This is a genomic window from Pseudomonas sp. App30, assembly GCF_047947025.1.
Taxonomy (GTDB): domain Bacteria; phylum Pseudomonadota; class Gammaproteobacteria; order Pseudomonadales; family Pseudomonadaceae; genus Aquipseudomonas.
Map to the genome: position 1 here is coordinate 1,212,317 of NZ_CP133165.1, position 25,252 is coordinate 1,237,568.

Consider the following 25,252-nt stretch of genomic DNA (forward strand, 5'->3'; position numbering starts at 1 on the left):
GACACGGCGAGACATTATCCTGATTCGCACGGCCGAGGCACCAATTTCTTCCTGGTCGTAACACTGGACTACTTGCGCATAACCTGTGCTGCTTCCAAAGGATTTTTTTAATGAGCAAAACCTTCACGTGGCTTCACTTAAGCGACCTGCACGTCGGCCAAAAAAATCAATCATGGTTGTGGCCGAACTTTAAAAGCATATTTATCGAGGATCTCGAGGCGCTGCTGCAAGAAACCGGAAACATTGACGCGGTCATTTTTTCAGGCGACCTGACGCAGCGAGGTTCTGCTGATGAGTATACCGAACTGACGAGGATTCTTGAAGAAATCTGGGAGTTGTTACTGCAGACGGGTAGCGACCCAATTTTATTTACTGTACCCGGCAATCATGATCTGACCCGCCCAGCCGAGAGCCCGACGGGCGAAGTACTTAAAGATTGGTGGGACAAACCGAAAGCAAGAGAAGCATTTTGGAGTAAAGACCCACATTATTACCCCCACATTTGTGGCGCGTTTTCGAACTACGAAGCATGGATCCAAAGTTTGCGCGAGCATCCCTCTATTCGTATGGGGGAGCCTGCACTTGGTTTCCTCCCGGGTGACCAGTCACTGACGCTCAACCTAGATGGTATCAAGGTTGGTTTGATCGGCCTCAATAGCGCCTTCCTTCACTTAGGTGCGGGTGAATACGAAGGAAAGCTCGACTTGAACGTTAAGCAGGTGTTAGCTGTCACTGACGACGCACCGAATGAGTGGTGTTTACAACACGACGTTAACTTTCTCGTTACACATCATCCTTGCTCTTGGTTGAAGGACCTATCGCATTTCGACGAACACATTTATCAACCAAATCGTTTTACAGCGCATCTTTTCGGACACATTCATGATCCCGATGACGTAACTGTCTCCCGCGGGGGCCAGGGTCGTAAACAAGTACCCGCAGCCTCCTTATTTGGCCTTGAATACATCAATGATTCCGAGACAATGGTTCGCGCTCATGGGTATTCAGCAGGGACGATCGAGCTCGATGATGACGGTGCCTCATGGAAGCTCTGGCCGCGAAAATCTCACGTCGGCAAAGACAACTCACGAAAATTTATTCCCGACCATGACTTGCCACTCAAAAAAGGTAAGGAATATCTCACGGAGCGGCTCCGAATCCGCGACAAAGCGGTGGAGTCAAAAACCGTCACTTCGTCTGCCGATCTGGTGACAAACCTTGCTTCACCCGCTGCGGACCGCCTCCTGCCGGTACTTCAGATTTTAGAAAGTACGGCTTATAGAATTTCCACCCCCCCTTCCCATGCAGTAATACGTGGATTAGAACAACAGACCTGTAGCTTTGAGCTTGAATCGAAGAAAATTTCTTGGGTGGTATCGGATTGGGGTCTAGGGACGGATAATTTTTTGTCTTCTACACTGGATAGACTCGGCGCATCGTCCCTGCCGCTATTCAAAGTCGACCTCGGGAACTACTCTTCGAGGGATGCGTTTTTCACCGAATTCACTTCTCGTACAGGCTGTTCGTTTACTGAGTATTGCAAAGCGCTTGCTGCAACCGGCCCGTCCGTGCTGATTTTGGATGAAGCCCCAGTATTCTCGGATATCGGCGGTTTCATCAGCGACGCCATGAAGCTTGCTGAGTTGGTTACCGACTTCTGCACCGACACCTTCGTCCTAGTAGTAAGCAGATCGGTTCCCAAATTAATTGCCAGCACTTGTATTCGCTTAGCACCGCTAGATGAGGCAGACACTCGAGCCTACTTGGTAGCCCACCCTGATGTTGGCCCGGAACTACTGACCAAGAATGCCGTCAGCGATATTTATCGGCACACCGAAGGTGTACCGGGGAAAATCGACCGTACTATAAAACAGCTGAGGGTGGTAAGCCTATCCGACCTCACCAGTGAGATGGTTACGGACGCACATCACTCGGGGATACCCAGCGAATCCATACCCGTTTCCCTGACCCAAGCGGTCGACCGGCTGAGGTTTTCTAAGGATGATCATTCGAAAAAAACTTGGTCACTCTTAAAGCTATTATCCACATTTCCAAGCGGCGAAGTATTGCAGCGCATAAAATATTTGATCCCGAGATGCACCCTTCGCTCCGAACACGCGGAGGAATTACTTGAACTGAATCTAATTGGCGTGCGTATCGCTTCAACCCTTATGTCCGGCAACCGCTCGGCAAAAGAAAGTTTCAAGATTCTCTACACCCCGAGACAGGTTCGTGATCACGTTTTAAGCCTCATGCCGCCCACTGAGTTAGAGACCCTAACTGCGCGCGCCATAACGTTATACTTTGGTGACAACTGGCGAGGTGGTACCGCGAGACTTCGTACATACTCAGACGATGGGAAGTCTGATGATTCGTCTACCCTCATGAATGCCGGAGTGCTCACTCTGCGCTTGCTTGCTTCAGCAGTCACCACAGAGAACCCCCACTCAATCCGTCAGGCGATACTGGTCTGTCGATGCTATTGCCACCACGGATATTCCCACAAGCATTATCGTGACATCATCTCCGTCATTCGAGACATTTTGAGCGTCTTGCCGCCCTCCACCGTCGACGGAAGCGAGAAAGCATATTTTGAACTTACCCTGGCAAATTCCTTAAGGATGACAGGCGACGGACCTGAGGCGACTCAGCTATACGAAAAGTTACACGAGCACAACTGGTCAAATAGTGATCGGGTATCGTTACTCATAAATCATGCGCTATGCATACGCGATCCTGAGCCGGCCAAAGCTGTAACCATGGCGCGTGAGATATTAAAAATAGCCAAGCATTCACACCAGGCATTGCAAGCTCAAACGCTGATCGTGGAGGTGGAAGCTGCGGAAAATTTAGCTTCCAAACTCGCCAAAATTGAGCGTGATGCTCGCAAGCGCGGTGCCAACGTTGCGGCCAATAATATCGTGCTATCGATGGCCAAGTCGGCGACAGACCCTGAAAAACTTACAATGGCACTCATTGAGGTCCGCGAAACCGCCGAAGCGGAACAAGATTTCTACAACTCAGCCCGGGCCGCGATTCAGCTCGCGAAGATACACACCATTAATGGCGAAACGATGCCCGCCGAAGTCCTATCGAATTTAATCAAGGCTTATCAGTATTTATTTGGACAGCGGATTTCGGGATTATTCGACTCGGCGCACGCGCTGCTCTGGGATCAGTTCGAAAACACTCACGACATCCCAAACCTACTAACCCTCTTCAAGCACAGCTCTTTCAACTGGCGACTAGACAACAAAGAACAAAAAGAAAAAACATATACTTCCAGACTTCTCACACTAGAGCGAAAGCTGCTAAAGGCAAACATTCTGCGCTCCAATGCGGATACTGCCTATTTCCTTTCAAGGTCTGGAAAACAGTTACTCCTAAAATAATGTGACTGAACAACATAGCGAGCGGTCATAGACCGCTCGATTTCAGTGTAGGCCCGCCACAGCCCTCGGCGCGGAGGTGGAGAAGCTGGCGCTGTGGGCACTCCGCGATTAATGTAAAGAGCGCCCTGAACGGCCTGGATGAGTCCCATGGAAATCAAGCCTTCAATCAGTCCTGAAAATCAGGCGTTTCCGCTTGCACTCCCATCAGCCCAACCCAACCGCTTTGTTTTAGGGACTCCGAAGCTTGGCGGGCGCCACCCCATGCGTTGAGCAAAACGACTGCGCGCGGAGGGCCAGCTACGCACGACTCCTACCAAAGCTCGCCCTGCTGCTTCACCAAACTCGTTTACATGTCGTGATTGATGGCAAGAAATACATCTGTACTCCATCACGTTTTTCAGCAGCTCTTTGACTCGCCCACCACCGCCTGCAGCTAGCACGCAAATACGATCACCCGCACCTCAATTTGCAAGGCGCTTACGGGGTTGCAATCCACGATGCTGAAGGTCGGCGCAATGGATGCAAAACGGTTGAGCTGGCTGAGCGCTTCCTATGAACCTAAATATCTTCAAATGCATCCCCAAGCCTCCAAGGTCGATAGCCTTCTGCCAGCGACTTGTTTGTAGCCTACGTCGGCTTGCAGTTGCCCTCGCATCCATCATCGTTTCCACACAATGCTTCGCGTTGACGACGCCGGCCATCGTTACATCAGTCAGCTCACTGCAATGTCTGGAGTACCGGGTCGTAGGCATCTGCTACTGGCTGTTGTGCACCCCCTTCGGATGCACCGTCCGCACCTCCCCCAAAGTCCGCCACTTCATTCCCGAACTGGTGGTATCGAGCTACGCCGACACCGGGGCCAACCCTTGGCTGGAAATGTCGCCCCTGTCGATGCCTGTTCCCGGTTCGGAGGGAGGGGGTAACCTCATTACCCCCTCCCCGCGACGCGACAACCAACCCCGCTTCAAGAATGTCGACGCCATCGGCCATCCCGGCGGGCTGGCACTGACAGCCCTCGCCCAGCGCTTTGGCTACAGTTGCCCGACCGGCGCAACCCCGCTTCTTCCCTATTACCTCAGCACCCTTGACCCACTTGCTTGGCGCCACGGCATTCCCGAATCTGTCTACCCCCAGGCGCTGGTGCCCGGCGTACGTGAAATCGGCAGCCAGGCGCTGGGCGAGATGTGGGGCAATGTCTATCCCCGCCAAGGTTTCCTGGTGCAGCCAGACGACTTCAAAGCCGCCGCCGTCATGGCCCAACGCGCCAGCGACTTCATCACACGGGTGGGCCAACCTCATGTCTACCTGCCACTGCAGCCGATGCCCTATGACGGTTACTGGCCGCCGTTGCCGGTGATGGAAAACGACGTCAGCAACCATCGCTGGCAGCTGCTTTACCCGCAACTGCAGACCACGTGTGCGGTGTTTCCGAGCCTTGCGGTGGAAAGCGACGACGCTGCCTACGCCTGGTCACTGTGGCGGCCCTATCGCTGTTGCCAGCGCATGGGCCAGACCTTCCTGTTCAGCGTCGACTTCGACGGAGGTCACTGATGAGTGCCCGCAAATGGCATTACTCGATCGCCATGCTGCTCAGCCTGATGGCTGCACTGACCTGCGCTACCAGCGCTGCAGCGGATGGCGAGTACCGCCTTGGGGATCAAGGTCAGGTGCTCGATGACCGGGTGATGTATACCATCGGTGGTGGCTCGGCCGCTGGAGCCCCCTCCTCCTTGTACCGCCCCAGCGGCCTGGGCGTAGGGCTGTCATGGCGCGCCAACATGATGTGCGGAAACATGAACCTCGCCAACACGCTGCAGAACCAGTTGAACGGCGCCACCCAGGGCTTCCAGCAGATCATGGGCAACGTCATCCAGAATGCCACGCAGGCGGTGATGTCCTTGCCGGCGATGATCATCCAGCGTGCCAACCCCGGCCTCTACGAATTGCTCAGCAACGGGGTGCTGCAGGGGCGGCTCGATTTCGACCGCTCCAAGCTCACCTGTCAGGCCATGGCCGCCAAGATGGCCGACAAGGTCGATCAGGCCGGCTGGGGCGACATGGCAAAGAACCAGGAGATGCAGGCCAACCTTGAGCAGTCCGGCGGGGACGCGGTAACCGCGGTGAAAAACACCGAGGCCAACAACGGCAACAATGGCGTCAGCTGGGTCGGTGGGCAGAAAGCTGGTGGACGAGCCCAAGCGCCCATCCGGGTGACTGCCGACGTCGTCAAAGCTGGGTATAACCTGCTGCACAACCGCTCGTTGGGCGACAGCTCCGCTGTGGGCGCTGCCTGCCAGAACGGTGCCATCTGCCAAGCCTGGTCCAGCCCGGGTGAAGCCTCCGACTGGGCTACCCGGGTACTAGGCGAGACCGAGGTGGAGACCTGTGATGACTGCGAGACGCTGCGTGCGACAGCAGGAACCGGTCTTTCGCCTCTGATCCAGGAAGCCTACACCGAGCAGTTGGCCGGGCTGCAGCGGCTGGTAGCGGGCACAGATCAACCTACGCCCGAGAACCTGAGCAAGGTATCCAGCCCGCTGCTGCCGGTATCGCGCGGCGTGATCGAGGGCTTGCGCGATGACCCCGACCAGGACTTGCTCGCACGGCGTCTCGCCAGCGAGACCGCACTGTCGAGCATCATCTACAAGGCCATGTTGCTACAGCGCACCCTGCTGGCAGGCAGTCACGAGCCCAACGTGGTATCGGCGCAGCCCGCAACCAACGCGCTGAACAACAACGTCGAAACCCTGGATCGAGAAATCCGCCTGCTGCAGACCGAGTTGCAGGTGCGGCAATCCCTGGCCACCAATACCGCCAGCCTGGTGCTGGACCGCCATGCCGGCGGTGCAGACGCCTCGCGCATCATCGATCAGCGCGACCCGGAACCTGGCAGGCTCCAGCGTGCTGATCAAGGCAGGAGCACGCCATGACGATCGCGACCCTCAAGGCAGGCTTCACAGGCGTGCTGCTCGGTAGTGGTGCTTGCGTGGCCCTGCTGTCGATCGCTTGGTTGGCCATTCACTCCCTGAATTTGTGGCCTGAATGGCCAACGATCCCACGCGCCCTAAGCGGCTACCTCGCGTGCTGGCGCGTTTTGCTCTATAGCCTGATCAGCGCCGCCTGGTGGCGTGCATTCCGAATGCAGGGTTCTACAGAAGGCCTGCGCCGCCTACAGTGCCGGGCGATGATCGGCTTCAATGCAATTGCGTTGGTTGAACTGACACGCCTGTGAGGTGAACCATGACCCTGAGCACCAACAGCTACCTGGAGTTCTACCTGTCATTGCTGGCCTGGATCATCAACAACGGCATATGGAACACCCTGGTCGACACGGGGCTATTCGCAGCTCCCTTCGGGGCCATCATCCTGCAGGAGTGGCTGTCTGCACGACAGCAAGGCGCTGATGAGGGTAACAAGGGTCTGCTGTCGATCCCCAGAGTCGAAAACCGTTCATGGATGGCCTACGTGGTGATCCTGTTCGCCTGCATCCCGTTTTTCCCGCTGAACCTGTCGTCGATTACCTTCGATGACGCGGCCAGCCAGCGCTGCGGCGTCTCACTGGCCAAGCCGGCTGATACGTCCTGGGGCACAACGTTTAACACGATCGGCGACAAGTCGGCGAACGTACCGGTGTGGTGGTTTCTCGTGCATGCGTTGAGCAAGGGCATCACTGCGGCGGCCACGGCCGCCATCCCCTGCGCACCCGATATCCGCGAAATGCGCATGGAGATCGACAGCTCACGCATCAGCAACCATGTTTTGCTGCAGGAGGTTGCGGACTTCACGCGGGATTGCTACGGCTACTCACGGTCGCGTCTGTTTACCAATCGACCAGAGCTCGACAAGGCGCAAAGCTACGACGCCTCCTGGATTGGCTCGAGCTACTTCCTCAATACGCCGGGCTACTACGATATCGACCGCTCACGGACGCCGAGGGTCGCATGGCCCTACGACGAGGCTCGCGACACGTCGTTGCCTCAGTTGGCCAACGGCGCGGGCTATCCCAACTGCAAGCAATGGTGGAGCGATGCCGATGTTGGCCTGCGCGCGCGCCTGCTGGCCGAGGTCGATCCCTCGCTGATCTCTCGCCTGGAGGGCTGGTTGACGGGCCATACCAACACCGAGGTCGAAGATGCCACGCTACGCGAACTGGTTAGCCCGCGGCAGCAGTCCATCAGCATGTCCCCCGGCCAAGTGTTCCAGGACTATGGCAGCAGCGCCCGAGGCGGTTCGATCACGCAGGGGTTGAACAACCTGGCCACCAACACCGGGCTGGCGCTTGGCTCATTCAGCAATTTCCCGGCGATGAATGCGCTGCGGGCAGCACTGCCGATGGTGCAGGCGTTCCTGATCCTGGGTGCAATCATCAGCCTGCCGCTGGTGCTGCTGATCAGCACTTATCAGTTGAAGGCCTTGATGACCGTGACCTTCGCACTGTTCACGTTGCACATGCTGACGTTTTGGTGGGAGCTGGCTCGGTGGATGGACTCGAGCATGTTGGACACTTTGTACAACCAGGTGTCGGCGACTGACCAGACGCTATTGTCGCTTCCAACCTCCGGCTTCATGGATGGGACTGTCACAGCGCAAGTTATCGAGTACGTGATGGGTGCGATGTTCGTTGTGCTGCCAATGATGTTCCTAGGGGCTATGAGTTGGGCTGGCTACGTGGTGGGATCAGGCATCCAAAGCATGATATCCAGAGGGTCATTGGCAGCAGAAACAGCAGCGTCTAAAGGAGCATCCCAGATTTACGGTGCAATACCGAAGAAGAAATGATCATGGCATCAAGCCTACCTGAGATCACCAAACTCATCATAAAGCTCGGGATAGTAGTATTGATGCATTGGGTGATTTAGCTCATTAATACCGGGTTGCGGATCTGGGGTCGGCGCTAGGGGCATCCGCCCAAAAGTGAGCAAGCCAAAATACAATATCGAGATGAAAAACGTGACTGCAATCAACAAGACGAATAATGTCGCCTTTGCGATCATCACGATCCCACGCCGGATCGATAGGGGCAGCAGGGAGAGCTGCGGAGCCTGCATTACCCACTCCTGCGTTTTAAGCAGAGCGCGCCAAATATGCCCTACTGATACTCCTACCGAATAAGGAAGATTGGGTGCAGTTTTGAATTGGCGCTTCATAGCAACCACCATACATTCACCGAGTGAAATTTTCGGATCCTCTTTATGCTACTCCTCCCATCTGCACGCAGATGACCATCCATCAGGTCATTGCGAAGCAGAACTCTCCACCGGCACAACTTGGAACAACGTCCATTCTTGCCTCTTGAAACGCATTCGGAAGGTGGGATATTTGTGAGTTGCAACCGCTGGTTCTCCAGCACCCAGGTGGCCAGAACCTTGAAGGCTACGTCGCTTCGACGATGGTTCTCCCAAGTGTGATTCGCGTTCGGCAGCTCACACGATCGCCGCTCCCGCGGCAATGAACGCCCCATCACCCGGCCCTGCTCATCCTCGGCCTTCATACCAACCGCTCCAATGCTGGGAATTCCTCCCAGCCGGGCGGCATTCCTCAGCGCTATTGCTCGAGGAACTTATCATGCTTCGATTCGCGGGAACTGAACTGCAAGCAGTGCTGGCTGAGGCCGGCATCAATAGCTGCCGAGTCATCCTGGTCAAGGATCAAGGCGTTTACCTCATGTCCGAGATCGGCGAGTCCAAACCTGAAGGTGGGCGCAAGCGGGTTGCTTACGCAATCGGCTGCAATCCTGAAATTGAAGACTTCGAGTCGTGGTGGCACCGCGCTCGGGATGAGTTTGGTGGTGACGACTTTGTCGAATACTTCAACGTCGACGATCCCGTGCTGGCCGCGCTTCGCGGTACCTCGGGTTCTTTGCTGCTAGAGGCCACTCCTACACATCTGTGCCTGGCAGCGGAAGTTACCGTTCCTGGCAAGCGTTGAGCCAGTCCACCACTACCTGTGCCGACAGCCCCTCATTCCGAGGGGCGCCGGCAGCAACGGCCGAGGCAACATCAACCATTCATCTGGTTAATGCGCTGCACTGTCTTCCCTGGAATTCGCTGGACCCCGCATGCCATTTGGCTGCGCGAGCCCGGATTGACCCTTCGCCCAGCTGGGTTTAAACCACAGTCACCAGCAGTGTTTTTCGAATCAAACCTGCGGCGAGCAGCCACCTGTTTATCTGCCAGGTGCCGTGCTCAACCGTGAATTGGGAGGTAGCGATGCTTAACCCCACCCCCTTGTCCACTGCGATCGTACTGAGTCCCGGCGTATGGCAATACGTCATGGAAGCCGACGGTGGAAGTCCACTATCTGGGCTTTCGAGCCGGCGGCTTTCACGCCTGTTGAGCACCACCCTATCGCTGGCCAGTACCGGCTTACACGGCGGTGCAGTCGACCTTGAGCTCGACGCTGACCTCTCAGTGAGCTCGCTGCAGCAGGTGCAGGTCAACAAGATGAACCCTGCTGGAGAACCTGCGTTTCTGTTGATTCACCTACCCAGCGAGGCAACAGTCGGCCCCTGAAAGCAGTCGACCAACACCACTTTGCAACACTCCTTTCACCCCACCGGGAACCCCTCCCGGTCGGGCGGCGTTCCCTCCCACCTCAGGAGAACGTCATGTCCGACATCTACCTCGACGTCACCAACAAAATCATCACCGCGCTTGATCAAGGCGTGGTTCCCTGGATCAAGCCTTGGTCCACACCTGGCATTGGTGTGGACTCACCCTTCCCCACCAATGCCATCACCCGACGAGCCTACGCCGGCATCAACATCCCCCTGCTGTGGGCGGAAGCTCGCTTGCGCGGCTATCGTCAGGACCGATGGCTTACCTTCAACCAGGCACGCAAGGCCGGCGGGCATATCCGCAAAGGCGAGCAATCGACACTGGCGGTGCTGTACAAACCCATGAGCAAGGAAGCCCAGAACGAGCACGGCGAGGTTGTCCGGGATGAACAGGGCAACATCAAGATGGTGCAGTTCGCACTGCTGCGTACCCATTGCCTGTTCAACATCGAACAGACCGAGGGCCTGGCCAGCGAGCCTGAGGATACAGGTGAGGCAGGGCCCGCCGCCCCCTGCATCGACCATGGGCCAGCCGAGCGAGTCTTGGAGCTATCAGGTGCGCGCATCGAACATCGCTTTGGAGATGATGCTTTCTACCATCCCCTGCGCGACCTGATACAGCTGCCCACCAAGGCCCAGTTCGAGGACGTCGGCAGCTACTACGCCACGGCCCTGCACGAGCTGACGCATTGGTCCGGCCATCAATCGCGCCTCAAGCGCGACGGCATTACCGGCGGACACCGCTTCGGTTCTGCGGAATATGCGTTCGAAGAACTAGTGGCAGAGATGGGCGCAGCGTTCTTATGCGCCCTCACTGGTATCCAGGGCGAGCTGCGCCACGAGGAGTACCTGGCCTCATGGCTGAGCATCCTTCGGGAGGACAAGCGGGCCATCTTCCGCGCCAGCGGCCAGGCACGCGAAGCGTCGGAGTACCTCATGACGCTGCACGATCAAGGCAGCACCGAGCCACTTCACCGACTCACCGCATGACTCAGCAGAGAAAACCACAAAGGCCCCCATAGGGCCTTTGTTTTGTTCACGCTCAAGCATGGATGCCGATGGTCCAGCGTCGATTACTGCAGCCAGCTCTCCACCGTGTCAGCCCCGTGCTCCTGCTTCCACTGCTTGAGAATTTTGTGATTGCCGCCTTTGGTTTCCACCACTTCGCCGCTATCAGGGTGCTTGTAGCGCTTGAGCTCGCGCGGCTTGCGCTGCGGGGTAGCGGCAAACTTCGCGGCCGAGTATCCGCCAGCTTTGACGGGGTCAAGGATCGCGATGATGTGTTTCAGGCTGACACCGTACTCCTCCAGCAACGCCTTGAGCTTGCTCTCGAACTCGATCTCCCGCTTCAGCTCGGCATCATTTTTCAAGGCATCCAACTGCTGAATCTGCGCGGCCAGTTGGGCCTCCAGGGCTTTGAATTCTGCAAGTTTTGACATGGGAATTCCTTTTGCAAGAGTGAGAATGATTGTCTGAAGTAGTTTAGGAAAAATAATAGCCGAAAGGTTCAGAACTATTTCACACAGGATACGCAACTAGAACAACCGATAGCCGAGATCTCGTGGACAACCACTAGGCTGAGATCAGCAATGCATTCTAGCGCTGGCTATACCTGCTCGATTGAGACAATGTCGATGTACTTGAATTTCTTTTTCTTGGCCAGGTCCCGCGCCTCTTGCTCCGCCAGCAGCGAGCTCAATGTCCGTGCTTCGTGAACCAGGGTTTCAACTTCACCCTCGAAGGTCTTGGTCACCTGCATCGTGACCCGCAGTTTCGGGAACAATGACGTGGGCTTCGCCTTCTTCGCGATTGGTGTAGACGCCGCGCGCTTGGTAGGCACGAACTGGAGCTCTGTCGAGTCCACAGCCTCCGCAGGCGCAGCTGCAGCAGAAGGGCCGAATAATGCTTCACGCATTTGTTGTTCTGTCAGCGAATCATGCATCTTCAAATACTCTAGGGTGTTTCAACAGCACAGGCTGCACGCCACGGATGGTGCGCAATAACTTGTAAAAGGGAGGGAAAATAGACTAATCGACCTGGCAAGCGTAGATCAAGTCAGTTCTGGACGAAACTGGGACAGTGTGCCTCGAACAATACAGCACAGGCGGCCTCGACTACGTAGTTGATTCAGACATACCGTCACACACTTTATTGCCTGCCGCAGCGCCCCCATTTCAATCATCTGCTCCTATCCTAGGTGCAGCCATGGTGTCCACCCGGTCACACAGGCGCTGGAGAGGAGAAGGGTGTCATGCGTCAACGATGCTCATGCTTCACCGCGTGGGAGGATCACAGGATCTACGCCGTGGTTCACGCGGAGACCCCGGACGACAGTACCGAGATTAATGTCAGGGCCAGGATTGCGCACAGCGGCGCGACGGAAATGTTCTTGAGTGTCTATGTAGGAGACGGACGCATGCTTGCCGAAGAAAGCTATGCCGACTTGCCGGGCGCCTCCGTCGGCAAAGCCTTGGCGATGGGGGCAGAACGCGCCCGGGAGGTTGCCATCCGCTCCATGACCCAGACGCGTATCACCGAGACCGAATAGCCCATGTTGCGTCCTGGTACTCTCTCCGCGTGCCGATCACCACTGCCGCCAGGAATGAGCACCCTGGCCTGCACCCCGCGAACAGGCGCCAGCACCGACACCTTCGGCTGATCACCCTGAGCCCGTACTCGATACCCGCACTTTCACATTCCCGCGCGCGAGCCAAAAGGAAACGGGGTAAAGGTAAGGGCGGCAAAGGAAGGGCCGGCAAGGGTAAGAGGCTTATCCGAAAAGGCAAAAGGACCTCATGGGCACTCAACGGAGGTGGCGACGATGCCGAGTTGGTTCACGCATGAAAAGGCCAAAGTCCCCACGCCCTCAGCTGTCCCCATTGCCGAGGGCTATTACGCGCCGATGACGGCCGAGGCGCTGCTCGCCGCGGAGCACCGACAGAAGCTGCTCGAGCGCATCTGGCAATACACTGCGCTGTCCCAGCCGCAGTTCGAGCAGCTCTACCTGAGACCGATCCGCCGCTACGCCGATTATGTCCAGCAGCTGCCAGCCAGTGAAAGCCACCACCATGCCTACCCCGGCGGCATGCTCGATCATGGCCTGGAGCTGGTAGCCTGCAGCCTCAAGCTGCGCCAGTCCCATCTCCTGCCCAGCGGTGCCGCTCCGGAAGACCAGGCAGCCCAGGCCGATGCCTGGAGCGCCGGCATTGCCTACGGCGCCCTGCTCCACGACATCGGCAAGATCGCCGTCGACCTGCAGGTCGAAGACCAGGACGGCCAGCCCTGGCACCCTTGGCATGGGCTCCTGGATCAACCCTATCGCTTTCGCTACCTGAAAGGCCGCGATTACCAGCTGCACGGTGCTGCGGCTGGCCTGCTATACACCCAGGTGCTGGACCGCGCCATCCTCGACTGGCTCAGCGGCTACCCAGCGCTGTGGGGCAAGCTGCTGTACCTGCTGGCCAACCACTACGAGCATGCCGGCATCCTTGGTGAGGTGGTCCTGCAGGCCGATCGCGTCTCGACGGCGCAAAATATCGGTGCCAATCCCAGCAAAGCCTTGCAGGCGCCCACGCACTCGCTGCAGCACCACCTGCTCACCGGTCTGCGCCACCTGGTGAAGAACGAGTTCAAGCTCAACCAGCCCGGCGCCGCCGGCTGGCTTACCAATGAACACCTGTGGTTGGTCAGCAAGACCGCCACCGACAAGCTGCGCGCCTACCTGCTGGCCCAGTCCGTGGATGGCATCCCCTCCTCCAACATCGCCCTATTCGATGAGCTGCAGTCGCACGGGTTGGTCGAGGCCACGCCCGACGGCAAGGCCATCTGGACGGCCGCGGTCACCGATGAGGACTGGCAGCAGCAGTTCACCTTCCTGCGCCTGCACCCCTCATTGATCTGGGCGGATGAAACCCGGCCGCCCAGTTTCACCGGCGCCCTCGAGACAGTCCTTGAAGTCACCTCCGAGTCCGCGGAACCGCCAACCTCGCCCGGTACCGGTAACCCCACACCGACAGCGACCGACCCTGCATCAGCCAATGCGGACCGGCCCACCCCTACCAAGCTCTACCCTTCCGACATGGACGACAGCGACTACCTAGGGCCCCTTCTGGAGCTATTCGAAACGCCCGAGTTCGAGCCTAGTGTCACCTCTTCCAGCGAGCCGAAGACGACTCCAGAGAACAACAACGATCTCGGCCACCAGTTCGTGGACTGGCTGCGAACTGGATTGCAGACCCACTCGCTGATCATCAATGACAGCCAAGCGAAGGTGCATACCGTGAACGGCACGTTCTTCCTGGTGACCCCGGGAATCTTCCAGCGCTACACCTCGGAGCGCCAACCGGAAGGGAGCCATATTGAAAGCTCGGAAGCTTGGTTAAGCGTGCAGAAATGCTTTGAAAAACTGAACCTTCACCTGCGCAGGCCCGACGGCCAGAACATCTGGTCATGCCAGGTACGAGGTCCTCGGAAGCGCGGAAAACTAAACGGGTACCTGATCAGGGAGCCCCAGGCGCTCAGCGAAAATAGTCTGCCGGACAACCCGTTTCTGAGGTTGACCGAAAGCTGAATATCCGGTGTCATCGGCAACGGTGCGGAGCCTGCTCATTACTGATGCGTTCCACACCAGGATCCGCCATTGCTCTTGCAACTGCTTGGTTAGGTGCGTAATTGCATGGACCTGACCTCCCATTTGTATCGACCTGGCCAGTTGTTTGCGTCAGATCTGACCAGCGCACTGGCTGGGTCTTGACCGGCAGGAATCGACCCAAGGCGGCACTCCGCGTCGGACGGGAGTCGGTCAATTGCTGCCAGGTGCCAACCCAAAACTGGCACTCAGATCGAGCCGATTCTGTTAAATCACCGAGCCATAATGAGCGGCGCGGTGGGCTATTAAAACGGCTCAACACTGGCGATGATGCTCGCCTCCAGTAAGACAGGGAACCTTGGGATGACGGACCGTTTTCTCCTTTACATAGATATCCTGGGCTTTACCGATATGGTGCGCAAAGAGCCAAGGAAGGTAGCGCGTATCTATTCTATTTTAGATAGCCTGAATGTACACAAACATAACAGCTTCAAGACCATCGTATTCTCAGACACGGTTTTGGTCTACAACATTGAGCCGGCCTCCAACGACGCCGAGAGGGAATATCTAGTCTGGTACCTCACGGAGTTTGCCGAGGACTTACACCACCGACTTACCGGTCAGGATATATACTTCCGCGCGGCCCTCGTGGCCGGTGATTTCTCCCACTACGATCTGAAGCACGTTGAGTGTTTCTATGGCACAGCCTTGATCTCAGCATATCTGGCTGAAAAAGATATTCCATCGCTTGGATTGTTCATGGACCACGAGTGCGCAAAGTATAACCAATTTTTCCGCTTGGCACCGTTCAATGCTGACTATTCCTTTGTCTATCTCAACCGCTCATTGGAGCAGCTGAATAAACATACCGGTGGCCATTTTCCTGTTGAGGACTACGAGATGCATATGGGGGATATTGCCCCTTACGTCACATGGCAGGTTCGTTTTCTCCAAGATATATACAATCAAATGCGCAACCATCAAGTGCCGCATGTCCGCACCAAGTTCTTGGCCGCTTGGGATTTCTACAAGCAACGCTACCCCGAGATGCTGGGGGTACTGGAGGAGAACAATTTTTCCGCGCGCTCGTTGGGACGTGCACCGGACTGGGATGATTTGGACAAGTTTATGAAACGGGATATTAGCTACTTCAAACGAATCGGCAGCGGCACGAAACTGTCCAAAGCCATCACCAGTCCTAACAGGCTCAACCGTAAATTTCCGAAAAGCTTCAAGGGCTAGTAGCCATGATGACTGGGGTTGTGGCCGATAGGCGAAACGAAGGCCAGATATTCGCCGATTTCTGGTGGTGCCGACCGGCTGCATTGGCTCCAGGCTGTGTGAAAACTGTTGGCGCCGAAGTCGAATTGACCCGGTAGCCGAGATCTCACTGATCCCGGACACATTCTGCTCCCGCCTGGCGATGAAAAGGGGAGGCGAGCGGCGAACAGTACCGACCAAACTGCTCGCATATCAGTTGATATCTGGTGAAATCACGCAAGGTGACATGGCTGAACGCCTAGGACGAAAGAGCCGACTACCGAGCTTTGCATGCCCTCGCCTTCCTGAGGTAGGAGATCGAATGGAGCGCTTGATGGCCGGCCAAGACCAGTCCCGCACCAGCGCCTGAGGTGACCAGAGTGCCCGTTCGGCAGAAAATTCCATGGCGAACCAGGGAAAGCCATCGTCCAAAGTATGGGCTGGAGTATGGGCTGGCAAACCCCAGTGACAAAAAAGCCCTGAATTTTCAGGGCTTTAATGAGAATTATTGGCGGAAGCGTAGAGATTCGAACTCTAGGATAGTTGCCCATCGACGGTTTTCAAGACCGTTGCCTTAAACCACTCGGCCACGCTTCCAGCTTGTTGCGGCGTGCATAATACCCGATTGAAACACACTGTCAAACTCTCTTCATTTCCCCTTGCAGCATGTCTGTTATGATCTTTGCATCTGAACGTTTCAAACGCGGTTTTCAACCCAAAGGAGTCTCGCCATGCGCGAACAGGATTACGCAGTCAATAGCAGGCAGCAGGCCGACCAGCTAGAGGTCAGCAAGGTCCTGCGCAACACCTACGGCTTGCTGGCCATGACCCTGGCCTTCAGCGCCGTGACCGCCTACGTGTCGCAGCAGATGCACGTGGGCTACCCGAACATTTTCGTGGTGCTGATCGGCTTCTACGGCCTGTTCTTCCTCACCACCAAGCTGCGTGACTCGGCCTGGGGCCTGGTGTCCACCTTTGCCCTGACCGGTTTCATGGGTTACCTGCTGGGCCCTATCCTCAACCGTTACCTGCACATGCAGGGCGGTGCCGAGGTGGTCAGCTCGGCGTTTGCCATGACGGCGCTGGTGTTCGGCGGCCTGTCGGCCTACGTGTTGATCACGCGCAAGGACATGAGCTTCCTGGGTGGCTTCATCACTGCGGGCTTCTTTGTGCTGCTGGGTGCCACCGTGGCGGGTATGTTCTTCCAGATCAGCGGGCTGCAACTGGCGATCAGCGCGGGCTTCGTGCTGTTCTCGTCGGTGTGCATCCTGTTCCAGACCAGCGCGATCATCCAGGGTGGTGAGCGGAACTACATCATGGCGACCATCAGCCTGTATGTTTCGATCTACAACCTGTTTGTCAGCCTGCTGCAGTTGTTTGGCCTGATGGGTCGTGATGACTGATTAGATGGTTGTGTTGGAAAAGCCCGCTTCGGCGGGCTTTTTTGTGGGCGCGAATACCGCACAAACCTGTAGCAGCGGCCGCATGGCCGCGTCTTAGGCGCCGCATTGGGGCGGGTACACCGCGCGGTGACGGGACGCGGCCTTCGGCAGCTGCTACGCGAGAGCGGATATCGCGCAGACCTGTAGGCCGCGTCTTTGGCGCCGCGTTGGGGCAGGTATACCGCGCGGTGGCACGGGTGGCGATGTGCGGCGCAACGGTAGTGGCCTTGTGGGGTGCTTATCCGTAGAATTGCGCTCTTTTTTTCGCCAAGGCCCTGCCATGACTGTTCATCAACAGCCCTCCCCGCCCCCTAGCCAAGACCTGGTGCTGGGGCTGGAAGACCGTCCCCGCCCGGTGATTGCCCTGCTGGCTGCACTGCAGCATCTGCTGGCGATCATTGTTCCCATCGTGACGCCGGGGCTGTTGATTTGCCAGGCACTGGGCGTTTCGCCCCATGACACCAACCTGATCGTGTCGATGTCGCTGGTGATTTCCGGTATCGCCACCTTTGTGCAGTGCAAGCGCTTCGGGCCGTTTGGCGCGGGTTTGCTGATTGTGCAGGGCACCAGTTTCAACTTCGTCGGGCCGCTGATTGCCGGTGGCGCGCTGATGGTGAAGCAGGGCACGCCGGTTGAAGGCGTGATGGCGGCGATTTTCGGCGTGGTGATTGCCGGCTCGTTCGTGGAGATGGGCATTTCGCGCATTCTGCCGTTCGTGAAGCGGCTGATCACGCCGCTGGTGACTGGCATCGTGGTGCTGATGATTGGCCTGACGCTGATCAAGGTCGGCCTGATCAGCATGGGCGGCGGTTTCTCGGCCATGGCCAACGGCACCTTCGCCAACGGCGACAACCTGCTGCTGTCGGGCGTGGTGCTGGCGATTATCGTGGTGCTGAACCGCGTGCCGGTGGTGTGGATGCGCAGCTGCGCCATCGTCATCGCCCTGGCGGTGGGTTATGCCCTGGCCGGCTACATGGGCCGCTTGAACTTCACCGGCATGCATGAAGCCGCGGTGTTCCAGGTGCCGGTGCCGCTGCACTTCGGCCTGGGCTTCTCGTGGGCGCTGTTCATTCCGATGCTGGTGATTTACCTGGTGACTTCGCTGGAGTCCATCGGTGACGTGACAGCCACCAGCAAGGTGTCTAAGCAGCCGGTGGAAGGCCCGGTGTGGATGCAACGCATCAAGGGCGGCGTGCTGGTGAACGGCGCGAACTCGTTGCTGGCCGGCGTGTTCAACACCTTCCCCAGCTCGATCTTTGCCCAGAACAACGGCGTGATTCAGCTGACGGGCATCGCCAGCCGCCACATTGGCGTGTGGATTGCCGGCATGCTGGTGATCCTGGGCCTGTTCCCGACGGTGGCCGGTGTGATTCAAGCGGTGCCGGAGCCGGTGCTGGGTGGCGCGGCCATGGTCATGTTCGGTGCCGTGGCGGCGTCGGGCATCAATATCCTGGCCAGCATTCACCTGGACCGTCGTGCGCTGCTGATCATTGCCGTGTCCCTGGCCCTGGGCCTGGGCGTGGCGCAGGTGCCGGAGTTCCTGGCGCACATGCCGTCGGCCCTGCGCAACGTGCTGGAGTCGGGCGTGGCCACCGGTGGCATCTGCGCCCTGGTGCTGAACTGGTTCCTGCCGGAGCTGCGCGATAACAGCGCCCGCTGACGCGGGTGCGGCGGGCTTTTTTCGCGTGCAGGCTTTATCATTCCGGCAGATTTGCTGATAGAGCCGCGCCATGAAGTTCGCCATCGCTGTATTTTCCCCCGCCCATGCGCCCTCCTCGCGCCGCGCCCTGCGGTTTGCCGAGGCGGCGCTGGCGGGCGGCCATGAAATCGTCCGCCTGTTCTTTTATCAGGACGGGGTGCACAGCGCCTCGGGCAACGTGGTTGCCCCGCAGGATGAGCCGGACGTGGCCGCCCAGTGGCGCGCCTTTATTACCGAGCGCCAGCTGGACGCGGTGGTGTGCATTGCCGCCGCCCTGCGCCGTGGCGTGCTGAATGAGGCCGAAGCCAAGCGCTGGAACCGCCCGGCGGCCAACCTGCCGGCGCCGTGGGACCTGTCCGGGCTGGGCCAGCTGCATGAAGCCGCCCAGCTGGCCGACCGCCTCGTGACCTTTGGAGGGCAGTGACATGGCCAAATCCCTGTTGATTATCAGCCGACAGGCGCCGTGGTCGGGCCCCGGCCCACGCGAGGCACTGGACATCGCCCTGGCAGGCGGTGCCTTCGATTTGCCGCTGGGCATGCTGTTCCTCGATGACGGCGTGTTTCAGTTGGCGACAGGCCAACAGCCTGCCCAGGTGCAGCAGAAAGACCTGACGGCCAACCTGCAGGCGCTGCCGATGTTCGGCGTGGACGAGCTGTTCGTGGCGGCCAGCAGCCTGCGCGAACGCGGCCTGGCCGCCGACGGCTTGAGCCTTGCCGCCCAGGTGCTGGAAGACGCCGCCCTGGCCGCCCTTGTCGACCGCTTTGATCAGGTGATTACCCTCTGATGGCTACTTTGCATGTGCTGTCCCACTCGCCCTTCGGCGACAACCGCCTGGCCAGCTGCCTGCGCCTGCTGGGTGCTGATGATGCCCTGCTGCTGACCGGCGATGCCGTGTACGCGCTGCTCAATGACAGCCTGGCGCACCTGGCGGGCCGGGTTTACGCCCTGGACGAGGACGTGCAGGCGCGCGCCATCAATGGCGCGGCGCCGGTGGTGGATTACCCGGGCTTTGTGCAGCTCACCCTCGATTTTGACAAGGTCAACACCTGGCTATGAGTGAACTGATGGTTGAAGGCCGTGCGATTGCGCTGGACCAGAACGGCTTTCTGGAAGATTTGACCGAGTGGTCTAAACCCGTTGCCGAGGCCCTGGCCACGCGCGAGGAGATCGTGCTGACCGCCGAACACTGGGAGGTGCTGGAGGTGTTGCGTCAGTTCTACCAGGAGTTCCAGCTGTCCCCGGCCACGCGGCCGCTGATCAAATACACGGCGCTGAAGCTGGGCGCCGAGAAAGGCAACAGCCCGCACCTGAACCGCCTGTTCAACGGCACTCCCGCCAAACTTGCCGCCAAGCTGGCGGGCCTGCCCAAGCCGACCAATTGCATATGACCGACTACCCCGCCCTGCTGCTGGAAACCCCTGCCGAACACCCGTTCGCTCAATTCGTCCGCGCCTTGGGCAAGGGCAAGCGCGGCGCGCGCAACCTGACCCGCGAAGAAGCCCGCGAGGCCATGGGCATGCTGCTGGATGAGCAGGTGGAGGAAGCCCAACTGGGCGCGTTCCTGATGCTGCTGCGGCATAAAGAGGAAAGCGCCGAGGAACTGGCCGGTTTCACCGAAGCCCTGCGCGCGCGGCTCAAGCCCCCGGCCCTGGCCGTGGACATCGACTGGCCCAGCTACGCCGGCAAGAAACGCCACCTGCCCTGGTACCTGCTGGCGGCCAAGTGCCTGGCCGGCAACGGCCTGCGCATTCTGATGCACGGCGGTGGCGCGCACACCGCGGGCCGGCTGTACACCGAGCAGCTGCTGGGCACCCTGGGCATTCCCCTGGCGCGCGGCTGGCAGGCGGTGGGTACGGCGCTGGACAGCCACGGCCTGGCGTTCGCGCCGCTGGTGGACTGGGCGCCGCAACTGCAGCGAATGATCGACCTGCGCAACACCTTGGGGCTGCGCTCGCCGATCCACTCCCTGGCGCGCATCCTCAATCCGTTGGGCGCGCGCTGCGGCCTGCAGAGCATCTTCCACCCCGGTTACCAGGCGGTGCACCGCGATGCCAGCGGCCTGCTGGGCGACCACGCCATCGTCATCAAGGGTGACGGCGGCGAGATCGAGGTCAATCCCGACAGCCCCAGCCACCTGTACGGCACCACCGGCGGCCAGAGCTGGGATGAAGAGTGGCCGCAGCTGGCAGCGCAACGCCACGTGAAACCAGCCAGCCTTGCGCCTGCGCACCTGCTGGCGGTGTGGCGCGGCGAGGCCCAGGACAGCTACGGCGAAATGGCCCTGATCTCGACCATGGCCCTGGCCCTGCGCGGCCTGGGCCAGCCCCGTGACGAGGCCTTTGCCACCGCCCGTGAATACTGGGCCGCCCGTGACAGATCGATTTAACCGATAGGTTGGTCGGGGTTTTTGCGCTATTTATTCGAACTGATGGCCGTACACTGGGCTCCAACGCTTATAGAGTTTGCGAGGAGTCCAGCCCATGGGCCTGTTGATTGAAGGACGCTGGCATGACCAGTGGTACGAAAGCGCCAAAGACGGCGCGTTCCAGCGCGAAGCGGCCAAGCGTCGCAACTGGGTGACCGCCGACGGCCGCCCGGGCCCCAGCGGCGAAGGCGGCTTCCAGGCCGAGGCCGGCCGCTACCACCTGTACGTGTCACTGGCCTGCCCCTGGGCGCACCGCACACTCATCGTGCGCCAGCTCAAGGGCCTGGAAAGCCTGATCGACGTGTCGGTGGTCAGCTGGCTGATGCGCGAGAACGGCTGGACCTTCGACACAACGCTCGGCTCCACTGGCGACAAGCTCGACGGCCTGCAATTCATGCACCAACGCTACACCGCCGAGACGCCGGACTACACCGGGCGCGTCACCGTGCCGGTGCTGTGGGACAAGAAGCTGGGGCGCATCGTCAGCAATGAATCGGCGGAGATCATCCGCATGTTCAACAGCGCGTTCAACGACCTGACCGGCAACACGTTGGACCTGTACCCCGAGGCGCTGCGCGGCACCATCGACGCGCTGAACGAGGCGATCTACCCGGCGGTGAACAACGGCGTCTACCGCGCAGGCTTTGCCACGTCGCAATCAGCCTATGAGGCGGCGTTCGATGATGTGTTCGCTGAATTGGATCGGTTGGAGCGCTTGCTGGGCGAGCAGCGTTACCTGGCCGGCGAGTACCTGACCGAAGCGGACGTGCGCCTGTTTACCACGATCATTCGCTTTGACGCTGTGTACCACGGGCACTTCAAGTGCAACCTGCGGCGCATTGCCGACTACCCGAACCTGTCGAACTGGCTGCGCGAGCTGTACCAGTGGCCGGGTGTGGCGCAGACGGTGGATTTCCAGCACATCAAGCATCATTACTATGCCAGCCACGCCACCATCAACCCGACGGGAGTGGTGCCGAAAGGCCCGGCGCAGGATTTCACCCTGCCCCACGACCGCGCGCGCCTGCCCGGCAAAGGCATCGCGTAAACCTGTAGCAGCGGCCGCCAGTGGTGGGAGCGGGTTCTACCCGCGAAAAGAACGCCGCGGTTCCAGAGGTTCCGCGGCGTTCTTTTCGCGGGCAGAGCCCGCTCCCACATGGGCCGCCGTTACGGGCAGGGGTTACACGGTTTGCTGGGCGCCTTCGAACCAGGCGAGCTTCTCGCGCAGTTGCACCACTTCACCCACGATGACCAGCGTCGGCGCATGCACTTCATGCTCCGCCACCAGCCGCGGCAGGTCAGCCAGGGTGCCGGTGAAGACCCGCTGGTTGACGGTGGTGCCCTGCTGCACCAGCGCTGCCGGGGTATCGGCGGCGCGGCCGTGCTTGATCAGCTGCTCGCAGATGCTCGGCAGGCCCACCAGGCCCATGTAGAACACCAGGGTCTGGGCTGGCGCCACCAGGTCTGCCCAAGGCAGGTCGCTGGTGCCGTCCTTGAGGTGGCCGGTGATAAAGCGCACCGACTGGGCGTAGTCGCGGTGGGTCAGCGGGATGCCGGCGTAGGCCGCGCAACCACTGGCCGCGGTAATGCCCGGCACCACCTGGAACGGGATGCCATGGGCCGCCAGCTCCTCGATTTCCTCGCCACCACGGCCAAAGATGAACGGATCGCCACCCTTGAGCCGCACCACGCGCTTGCCTTGCTTGGCCAGGGTCACCAGTTGCTGGTTGATCTGGTCCTGCGGCACGGCATGGTCGGCGCGGCGCTTGCCGACGTAGATGCGCTCGGCGTCGCGGCGGCACAGCTCGATGATGGCCGGGGCCACCAGGCGGTCGTACAGCACCACGTCGGCCTGCTGCATCAGGCGCAGGGCCTTGAAGGTCAGCAGGTCGGGGTCACCGGGGCCGGCCCCCACCAGGTAGACTTCACCCGGTGCGTGGGGCGGCTGGCCGTTGATTTTCTCCACCAGCAGCCGCTCGGCTTCGGCGCCCTGCCCGGCCAGTTGGCGGTCGGCAATCGGGCCCTGGAACACCTCTTCCCAGAACGCGCGGCGCTGCTGCACGTCGGGGTAGAGGCCTTTGACCTGGGCACGGAAGCGCGCCGCCAAGCCGGCCAGCTCGCCGTAGGCGGCCGGAATCCAGGCTTCCATCTTGGCGCGGATCAGGCGTGCCAGCACCGGCGCATCGCCGCCGCTGGACACCGCCACCACCAGGGGCGAGCGGTCGACGATGGCCGGGAAGATCACGCTGCACAGGGCCGGCGCATCCACCACGTTGACCGGCACGCAACGACGCTTGGCATCGGCCGACACCTGGGCGTTGAGGGCTTCGTCGTCGGTGGCGGCGATGATCAGTTGGCAACCGTCCAGGTCGCTCTCCTGATAACCGCGGCGCACCGCTTCACCGCCGCTGCTGCGCACCAGTTCATCCAACTGCGCTTCGATGGCCGGGGCCACCACGCGCAGCAGCGCGCCGGCATCGGCCAGCAGGCGCGACTTGCGCAAGGCAATCTCGCCACCGCCCACGACCAGCACGTGGCTGCCCTTGAGCTTGTGAAACAGCGGCAGGAATTCCATTTAGCCGATGACCTCGATGCCGCCCATGTACGGCTTCAGCACTTCCGGCACGCGGATGGAACCATCGGCCTGCTGGTAGTTTTCCAGCACGGCCACCAGGGTGCGGCCCACGGCCAGGCCCGAACCGTTGAGGGTGTGCACCAGCTCCGGCTTGCCGGTTTCCGGGTTGCGGAAACGCGCTTGCATGCGGCGGGCCTGGAAATCACCGGTGTTGGAGCACGAGGAGATTTCGCGGTACTTGTCCTGGCTGGGGATCCACACTTCCAGGTCGTAGGTCTTCACGGCGCTGAAGCCCATGTCGCCGGTGCACAGGGCCAGCACGCGGTACGGCAACTCCAGGGCCTGCAGCACGCGCTCGGCGTTGGCGGTCAGGCTTTCCAGGGCTTCCATGGATTTCGACGGCTCGACCACTTGCACCATCTCGACCTTGTCGAACTGGTGTTGGCGGATCATCCCGCGGGTGTCACGGCCCGATGCGCCGGCTTCGCTGCGGAAGCACGGGGTGTGGGCGACCAGTTTCAGTGGCAGCTGCTTGGCGTCGAGGATCTCGCCCGCCACGATATTGGTCAGCGACACTTCGGCGGTCGGGATCAGGTACAGGTCGGCCTCGCCTTCGCGGCTGATCTTGAACAGGTCTTCCTCGAACTTGGGCAGCTGGCCGGTGCCCTTGAGCGCCGGGGCCTGGACCAGGTACGGGGTGTAGGCCTCTTCGTAACCGTGTTCGGTGACGTGCAGGTTGATCATGAACTGCGCCAGGGCGCGGTGCAGGCGGGCAATCGGGCCGCGCAGCAAGGCGAAGCGTGCGCCGGACAGCTTGGCGGCGGTCTCGAAGTCCAGCCAGCCGAACTGCTCGCCCAGGGCCACGTGGTCTTTCACGGCAAAGCCGAAGTCGGCCGGGGTGCCCCAGCGGCGCACTTCGACGTTGCCTTCTTCGTCTTCACCGACCGGCACCGACTCGTGCGGCAGGTTGGGAATGCCCAGCACGATGGCGTCCAGCTCGGACTGCAGCTTGTCCAGCTCGGCCTTGCCTTCGGCCAGCTCACCGGCCATGCGGTCGACGTCAGCCATCAACGGCGCGATGTCTTCGCCGCGCTGCTTGGCCTGGCCAATGGATTTGGAGCGGGCGTTACGCTCGGCCTGCAGTTGCTCGGTGCGGGTCTGTACGGTCTTGCGCTGGGCTTCCAGCGCTTCCAGGCGCGCCACGTCCAGGCTGTAGCCACGGGCTGCGAGGCGATCCGCGGTTTCGTGGAGCTTGGTACGCAAAATCAGGGGATCGAGCATGTCGGTCTCTCGTTATCAAATTAAGTCTTGGTC

23 protein-coding genes and 1 tRNA gene are annotated in these 25,252 nt (G+C 59.7%); 18 read left to right on the top strand and 6 right to left on the bottom strand.

What is annotated here, in order from left to right; genetic code table 11:
• Window positions 1-110 precede the first annotated feature (110 nt).
• The 5 genes from RAM80_RS05360 (at window position 111) to RAM80_RS05380 (ending at window position 8,171) form a co-directional block, all read left to right on the top strand.
• Window positions 111-3,392: a metallophosphoesterase gene (locus tag RAM80_RS05360; RefSeq protein WP_416425194.1), complete on the top strand. Its 3,282-nt coding sequence runs from the start codon at window positions 111-113 to the stop codon at window positions 3,390-3,392.
• Window positions 3,393-3,944: 552 nt separating this feature from the next.
• On the top strand, window positions 3,945-4,943 hold the full coding sequence (locus tag RAM80_RS05365; protein ID WP_416425195.1) for a TIGR03756 family integrating conjugative element protein: 999 nt from the start codon (window positions 3,945-3,947) through the stop codon (window positions 4,941-4,943).
• Between the two features lie 32 nt (window positions 4,944-4,975).
• On the top strand, window positions 4,976-6,322 hold the full coding sequence (locus RAM80_RS05370; RefSeq protein WP_416425196.1) for an integrating conjugative element protein: 1,347 nt from the start codon (window positions 4,976-4,978) through the stop codon (window positions 6,320-6,322).
• Window positions 6,319-6,624, top strand: a complete 306-nt coding sequence (locus RAM80_RS05375; RefSeq protein ID WP_416425197.1) for a hypothetical protein — start codon at window positions 6,319-6,321, stop codon at window positions 6,622-6,624. Before RAM80_RS05370 ends, RAM80_RS05375 begins: the two co-directional genes overlap by 4 nt.
• An 8-nt stretch (window positions 6,625-6,632) precedes the next feature.
• On the top strand, window positions 6,633-8,171 hold the full coding sequence (locus tag RAM80_RS05380) for a conjugal transfer protein TraG N-terminal domain-containing protein (RefSeq protein WP_416425198.1): 1,539 nt from the start codon (window positions 6,633-6,635) through the stop codon (window positions 8,169-8,171).
• Window positions 8,172-8,185: 14 nt separating this feature from the next.
• Here the strand turns inward: RAM80_RS05380 and RAM80_RS05385 are convergent, their stop codons facing one another.
• The gene (locus RAM80_RS05385; protein WP_416425199.1) at window positions 8,186-8,539 is read right to left on the bottom strand and encodes a hypothetical protein; all 354 of its coding nucleotides are present in this window, start codon (window positions 8,537-8,539) and stop codon (window positions 8,186-8,188) included.
• Window positions 8,540-8,957: 418 nt separating this feature from the next.
• Between RAM80_RS05385 and RAM80_RS05390 the strand changes: the two genes are divergently transcribed.
• Window positions 8,958-9,320 carry a DUF3085 domain-containing protein gene (locus RAM80_RS05390; RefSeq protein WP_416425200.1) on the top strand — a complete coding sequence of 121 codons (363 nt, stop codon included), beginning with the start codon at window positions 8,958-8,960 and terminating at the stop codon, window positions 9,318-9,320.
• A gap of 679 nt (window positions 9,321-9,999) precedes the next feature.
• Window positions 10,000-10,938: an ArdC family protein gene (locus RAM80_RS05395; RefSeq protein WP_416425201.1), complete on the top strand. Its 939-nt coding sequence runs from the start codon at window positions 10,000-10,002 to the stop codon at window positions 10,936-10,938.
• A gap of 83 nt (window positions 10,939-11,021) precedes the next feature.
• Here RAM80_RS05395 and RAM80_RS05400 read toward each other — a convergent pair whose 3' ends face one another.
• The gene (locus RAM80_RS05400) at window positions 11,022-11,387 is read right to left on the bottom strand and encodes a histone-like nucleoid-structuring protein, MvaT/MvaU family (RefSeq protein WP_416425202.1); all 366 of its coding nucleotides are present in this window, start codon (window positions 11,385-11,387) and stop codon (window positions 11,022-11,024) included.
• A 167-nt stretch (window positions 11,388-11,554) separates the two neighbouring features.
• Window positions 11,555-11,890 (bottom strand): hypothetical protein, encoded by a 336-nt coding sequence (locus RAM80_RS05405; RefSeq protein WP_416425203.1) that lies wholly within the window; start codon window positions 11,888-11,890, stop codon window positions 11,555-11,557.
• A gap of 309 nt (window positions 11,891-12,199) precedes the next feature.
• On the opposite strand from RAM80_RS05405, the gene RAM80_RS05410 reads away from it, so the two are divergent.
• From RAM80_RS05410 to RAM80_RS05420, 3 genes are all read left to right on the top strand, one after another.
• The gene (locus RAM80_RS05410; RefSeq protein WP_416425204.1) at window positions 12,200-12,496 is read left to right on the top strand and encodes a hypothetical protein; all 297 of its coding nucleotides are present in this window, start codon (window positions 12,200-12,202) and stop codon (window positions 12,494-12,496) included.
• A gap of 273 nt (window positions 12,497-12,769) precedes the next feature.
• A complete protein-coding gene (mobH, locus tag RAM80_RS05415) occupies window positions 12,770-14,518 on the top strand; it encodes a MobH family relaxase (protein WP_416425205.1) in 1,749 nt (582 codons plus the stop codon).
• Between the two features lie 381 nt (window positions 14,519-14,899).
• Window positions 14,900-15,778: a hypothetical protein gene (locus RAM80_RS05420; protein ID WP_416425206.1), complete on the top strand. Its 879-nt coding sequence runs from the start codon at window positions 14,900-14,902 to the stop codon at window positions 15,776-15,778.
• A gap of 527 nt (window positions 15,779-16,305) precedes the next feature.
• Here the strand turns inward: RAM80_RS05420 and RAM80_RS05425 are convergent.
• Window positions 16,306-16,393 (bottom strand) — tRNA-Ser (locus tag RAM80_RS05425).
• Window positions 16,394-16,527: 134 nt separating this feature from the next.
• Here RAM80_RS05425 and RAM80_RS05430 point away from each other — a divergent pair.
• The 8 genes from RAM80_RS05430 (at window position 16,528) to RAM80_RS05465 (ending at window position 22,411) form a co-directional block, all read left to right on the top strand.
• A complete protein-coding gene (locus RAM80_RS05430; protein WP_416425207.1) occupies window positions 16,528-17,199 on the top strand; it encodes a Bax inhibitor-1/YccA family protein in 672 nt (223 codons plus the stop codon).
• A 319-nt stretch (window positions 17,200-17,518) separates the two neighbouring features.
• Window positions 17,519-18,898 carry a nucleobase:cation symporter-2 family protein gene (locus tag RAM80_RS05435; RefSeq protein WP_416425208.1) on the top strand — a complete coding sequence of 460 codons (1,380 nt, stop codon included), beginning with the start codon at window positions 17,519-17,521 and terminating at the stop codon, window positions 18,896-18,898.
• A 70-nt stretch (window positions 18,899-18,968) separates the two neighbouring features.
• Complete coding sequence (tusD, locus tag RAM80_RS05440; RefSeq protein WP_416425209.1) at window positions 18,969-19,361, top strand: sulfurtransferase complex subunit TusD; 393 nt, start codon at window positions 18,969-18,971, stop codon at window positions 19,359-19,361.
• 1 nt (window position 19,362) lies between these two features.
• Complete coding sequence (gene tusC / locus RAM80_RS05445) at window positions 19,363-19,722, top strand: sulfurtransferase complex subunit TusC (RefSeq protein ID WP_416425210.1); 360 nt, start codon at window positions 19,363-19,365, stop codon at window positions 19,720-19,722.
• Entirely contained in the window at window positions 19,722-19,994 is a 273-nt protein-coding gene (tusB, locus tag RAM80_RS05450) for a sulfurtransferase complex subunit TusB (RefSeq protein ID WP_416425211.1), read from the top strand. Before tusC ends, tusB begins: the two co-directional genes overlap by 1 nt.
• Entirely contained in the window at window positions 19,991-20,326 is a 336-nt protein-coding gene (locus tag RAM80_RS05455) for a TusE/DsrC/DsvC family sulfur relay protein (protein WP_416425212.1), read from the top strand. Before tusB ends, RAM80_RS05455 begins: the two co-directional genes overlap by 4 nt.
• Window positions 20,323-21,324, top strand: a complete 1,002-nt coding sequence (locus tag RAM80_RS05460; protein WP_416425213.1) for a glycosyl transferase family protein — start codon at window positions 20,323-20,325, stop codon at window positions 21,322-21,324. Before RAM80_RS05455 ends, RAM80_RS05460 begins: the two co-directional genes overlap by 4 nt.
• Before the next feature lie 94 nt (window positions 21,325-21,418).
• Window positions 21,419-22,411, top strand: coding sequence for a glutathione S-transferase family protein (locus tag RAM80_RS05465; protein ID WP_416425214.1), 993 nt, complete (start codon window positions 21,419-21,421; stop codon window positions 22,409-22,411).
• A 132-nt stretch (window positions 22,412-22,543) separates the two neighbouring features.
• Here RAM80_RS05465 and cysG read toward each other — a convergent pair whose 3' ends face one another.
• Window positions 22,544-23,938, bottom strand: coding sequence for a siroheme synthase CysG (cysG, locus tag RAM80_RS05470; protein WP_416425215.1), 1,395 nt, complete (start codon window positions 23,936-23,938; stop codon window positions 22,544-22,546).
• Complete coding sequence (gene serS, locus RAM80_RS05475) at window positions 23,939-25,219, bottom strand: serine--tRNA ligase (RefSeq protein WP_416425216.1); 1,281 nt, start codon at window positions 25,217-25,219, stop codon at window positions 23,939-23,941.
• Window positions 25,220-25,252: the final 33 nt, after the last annotated feature.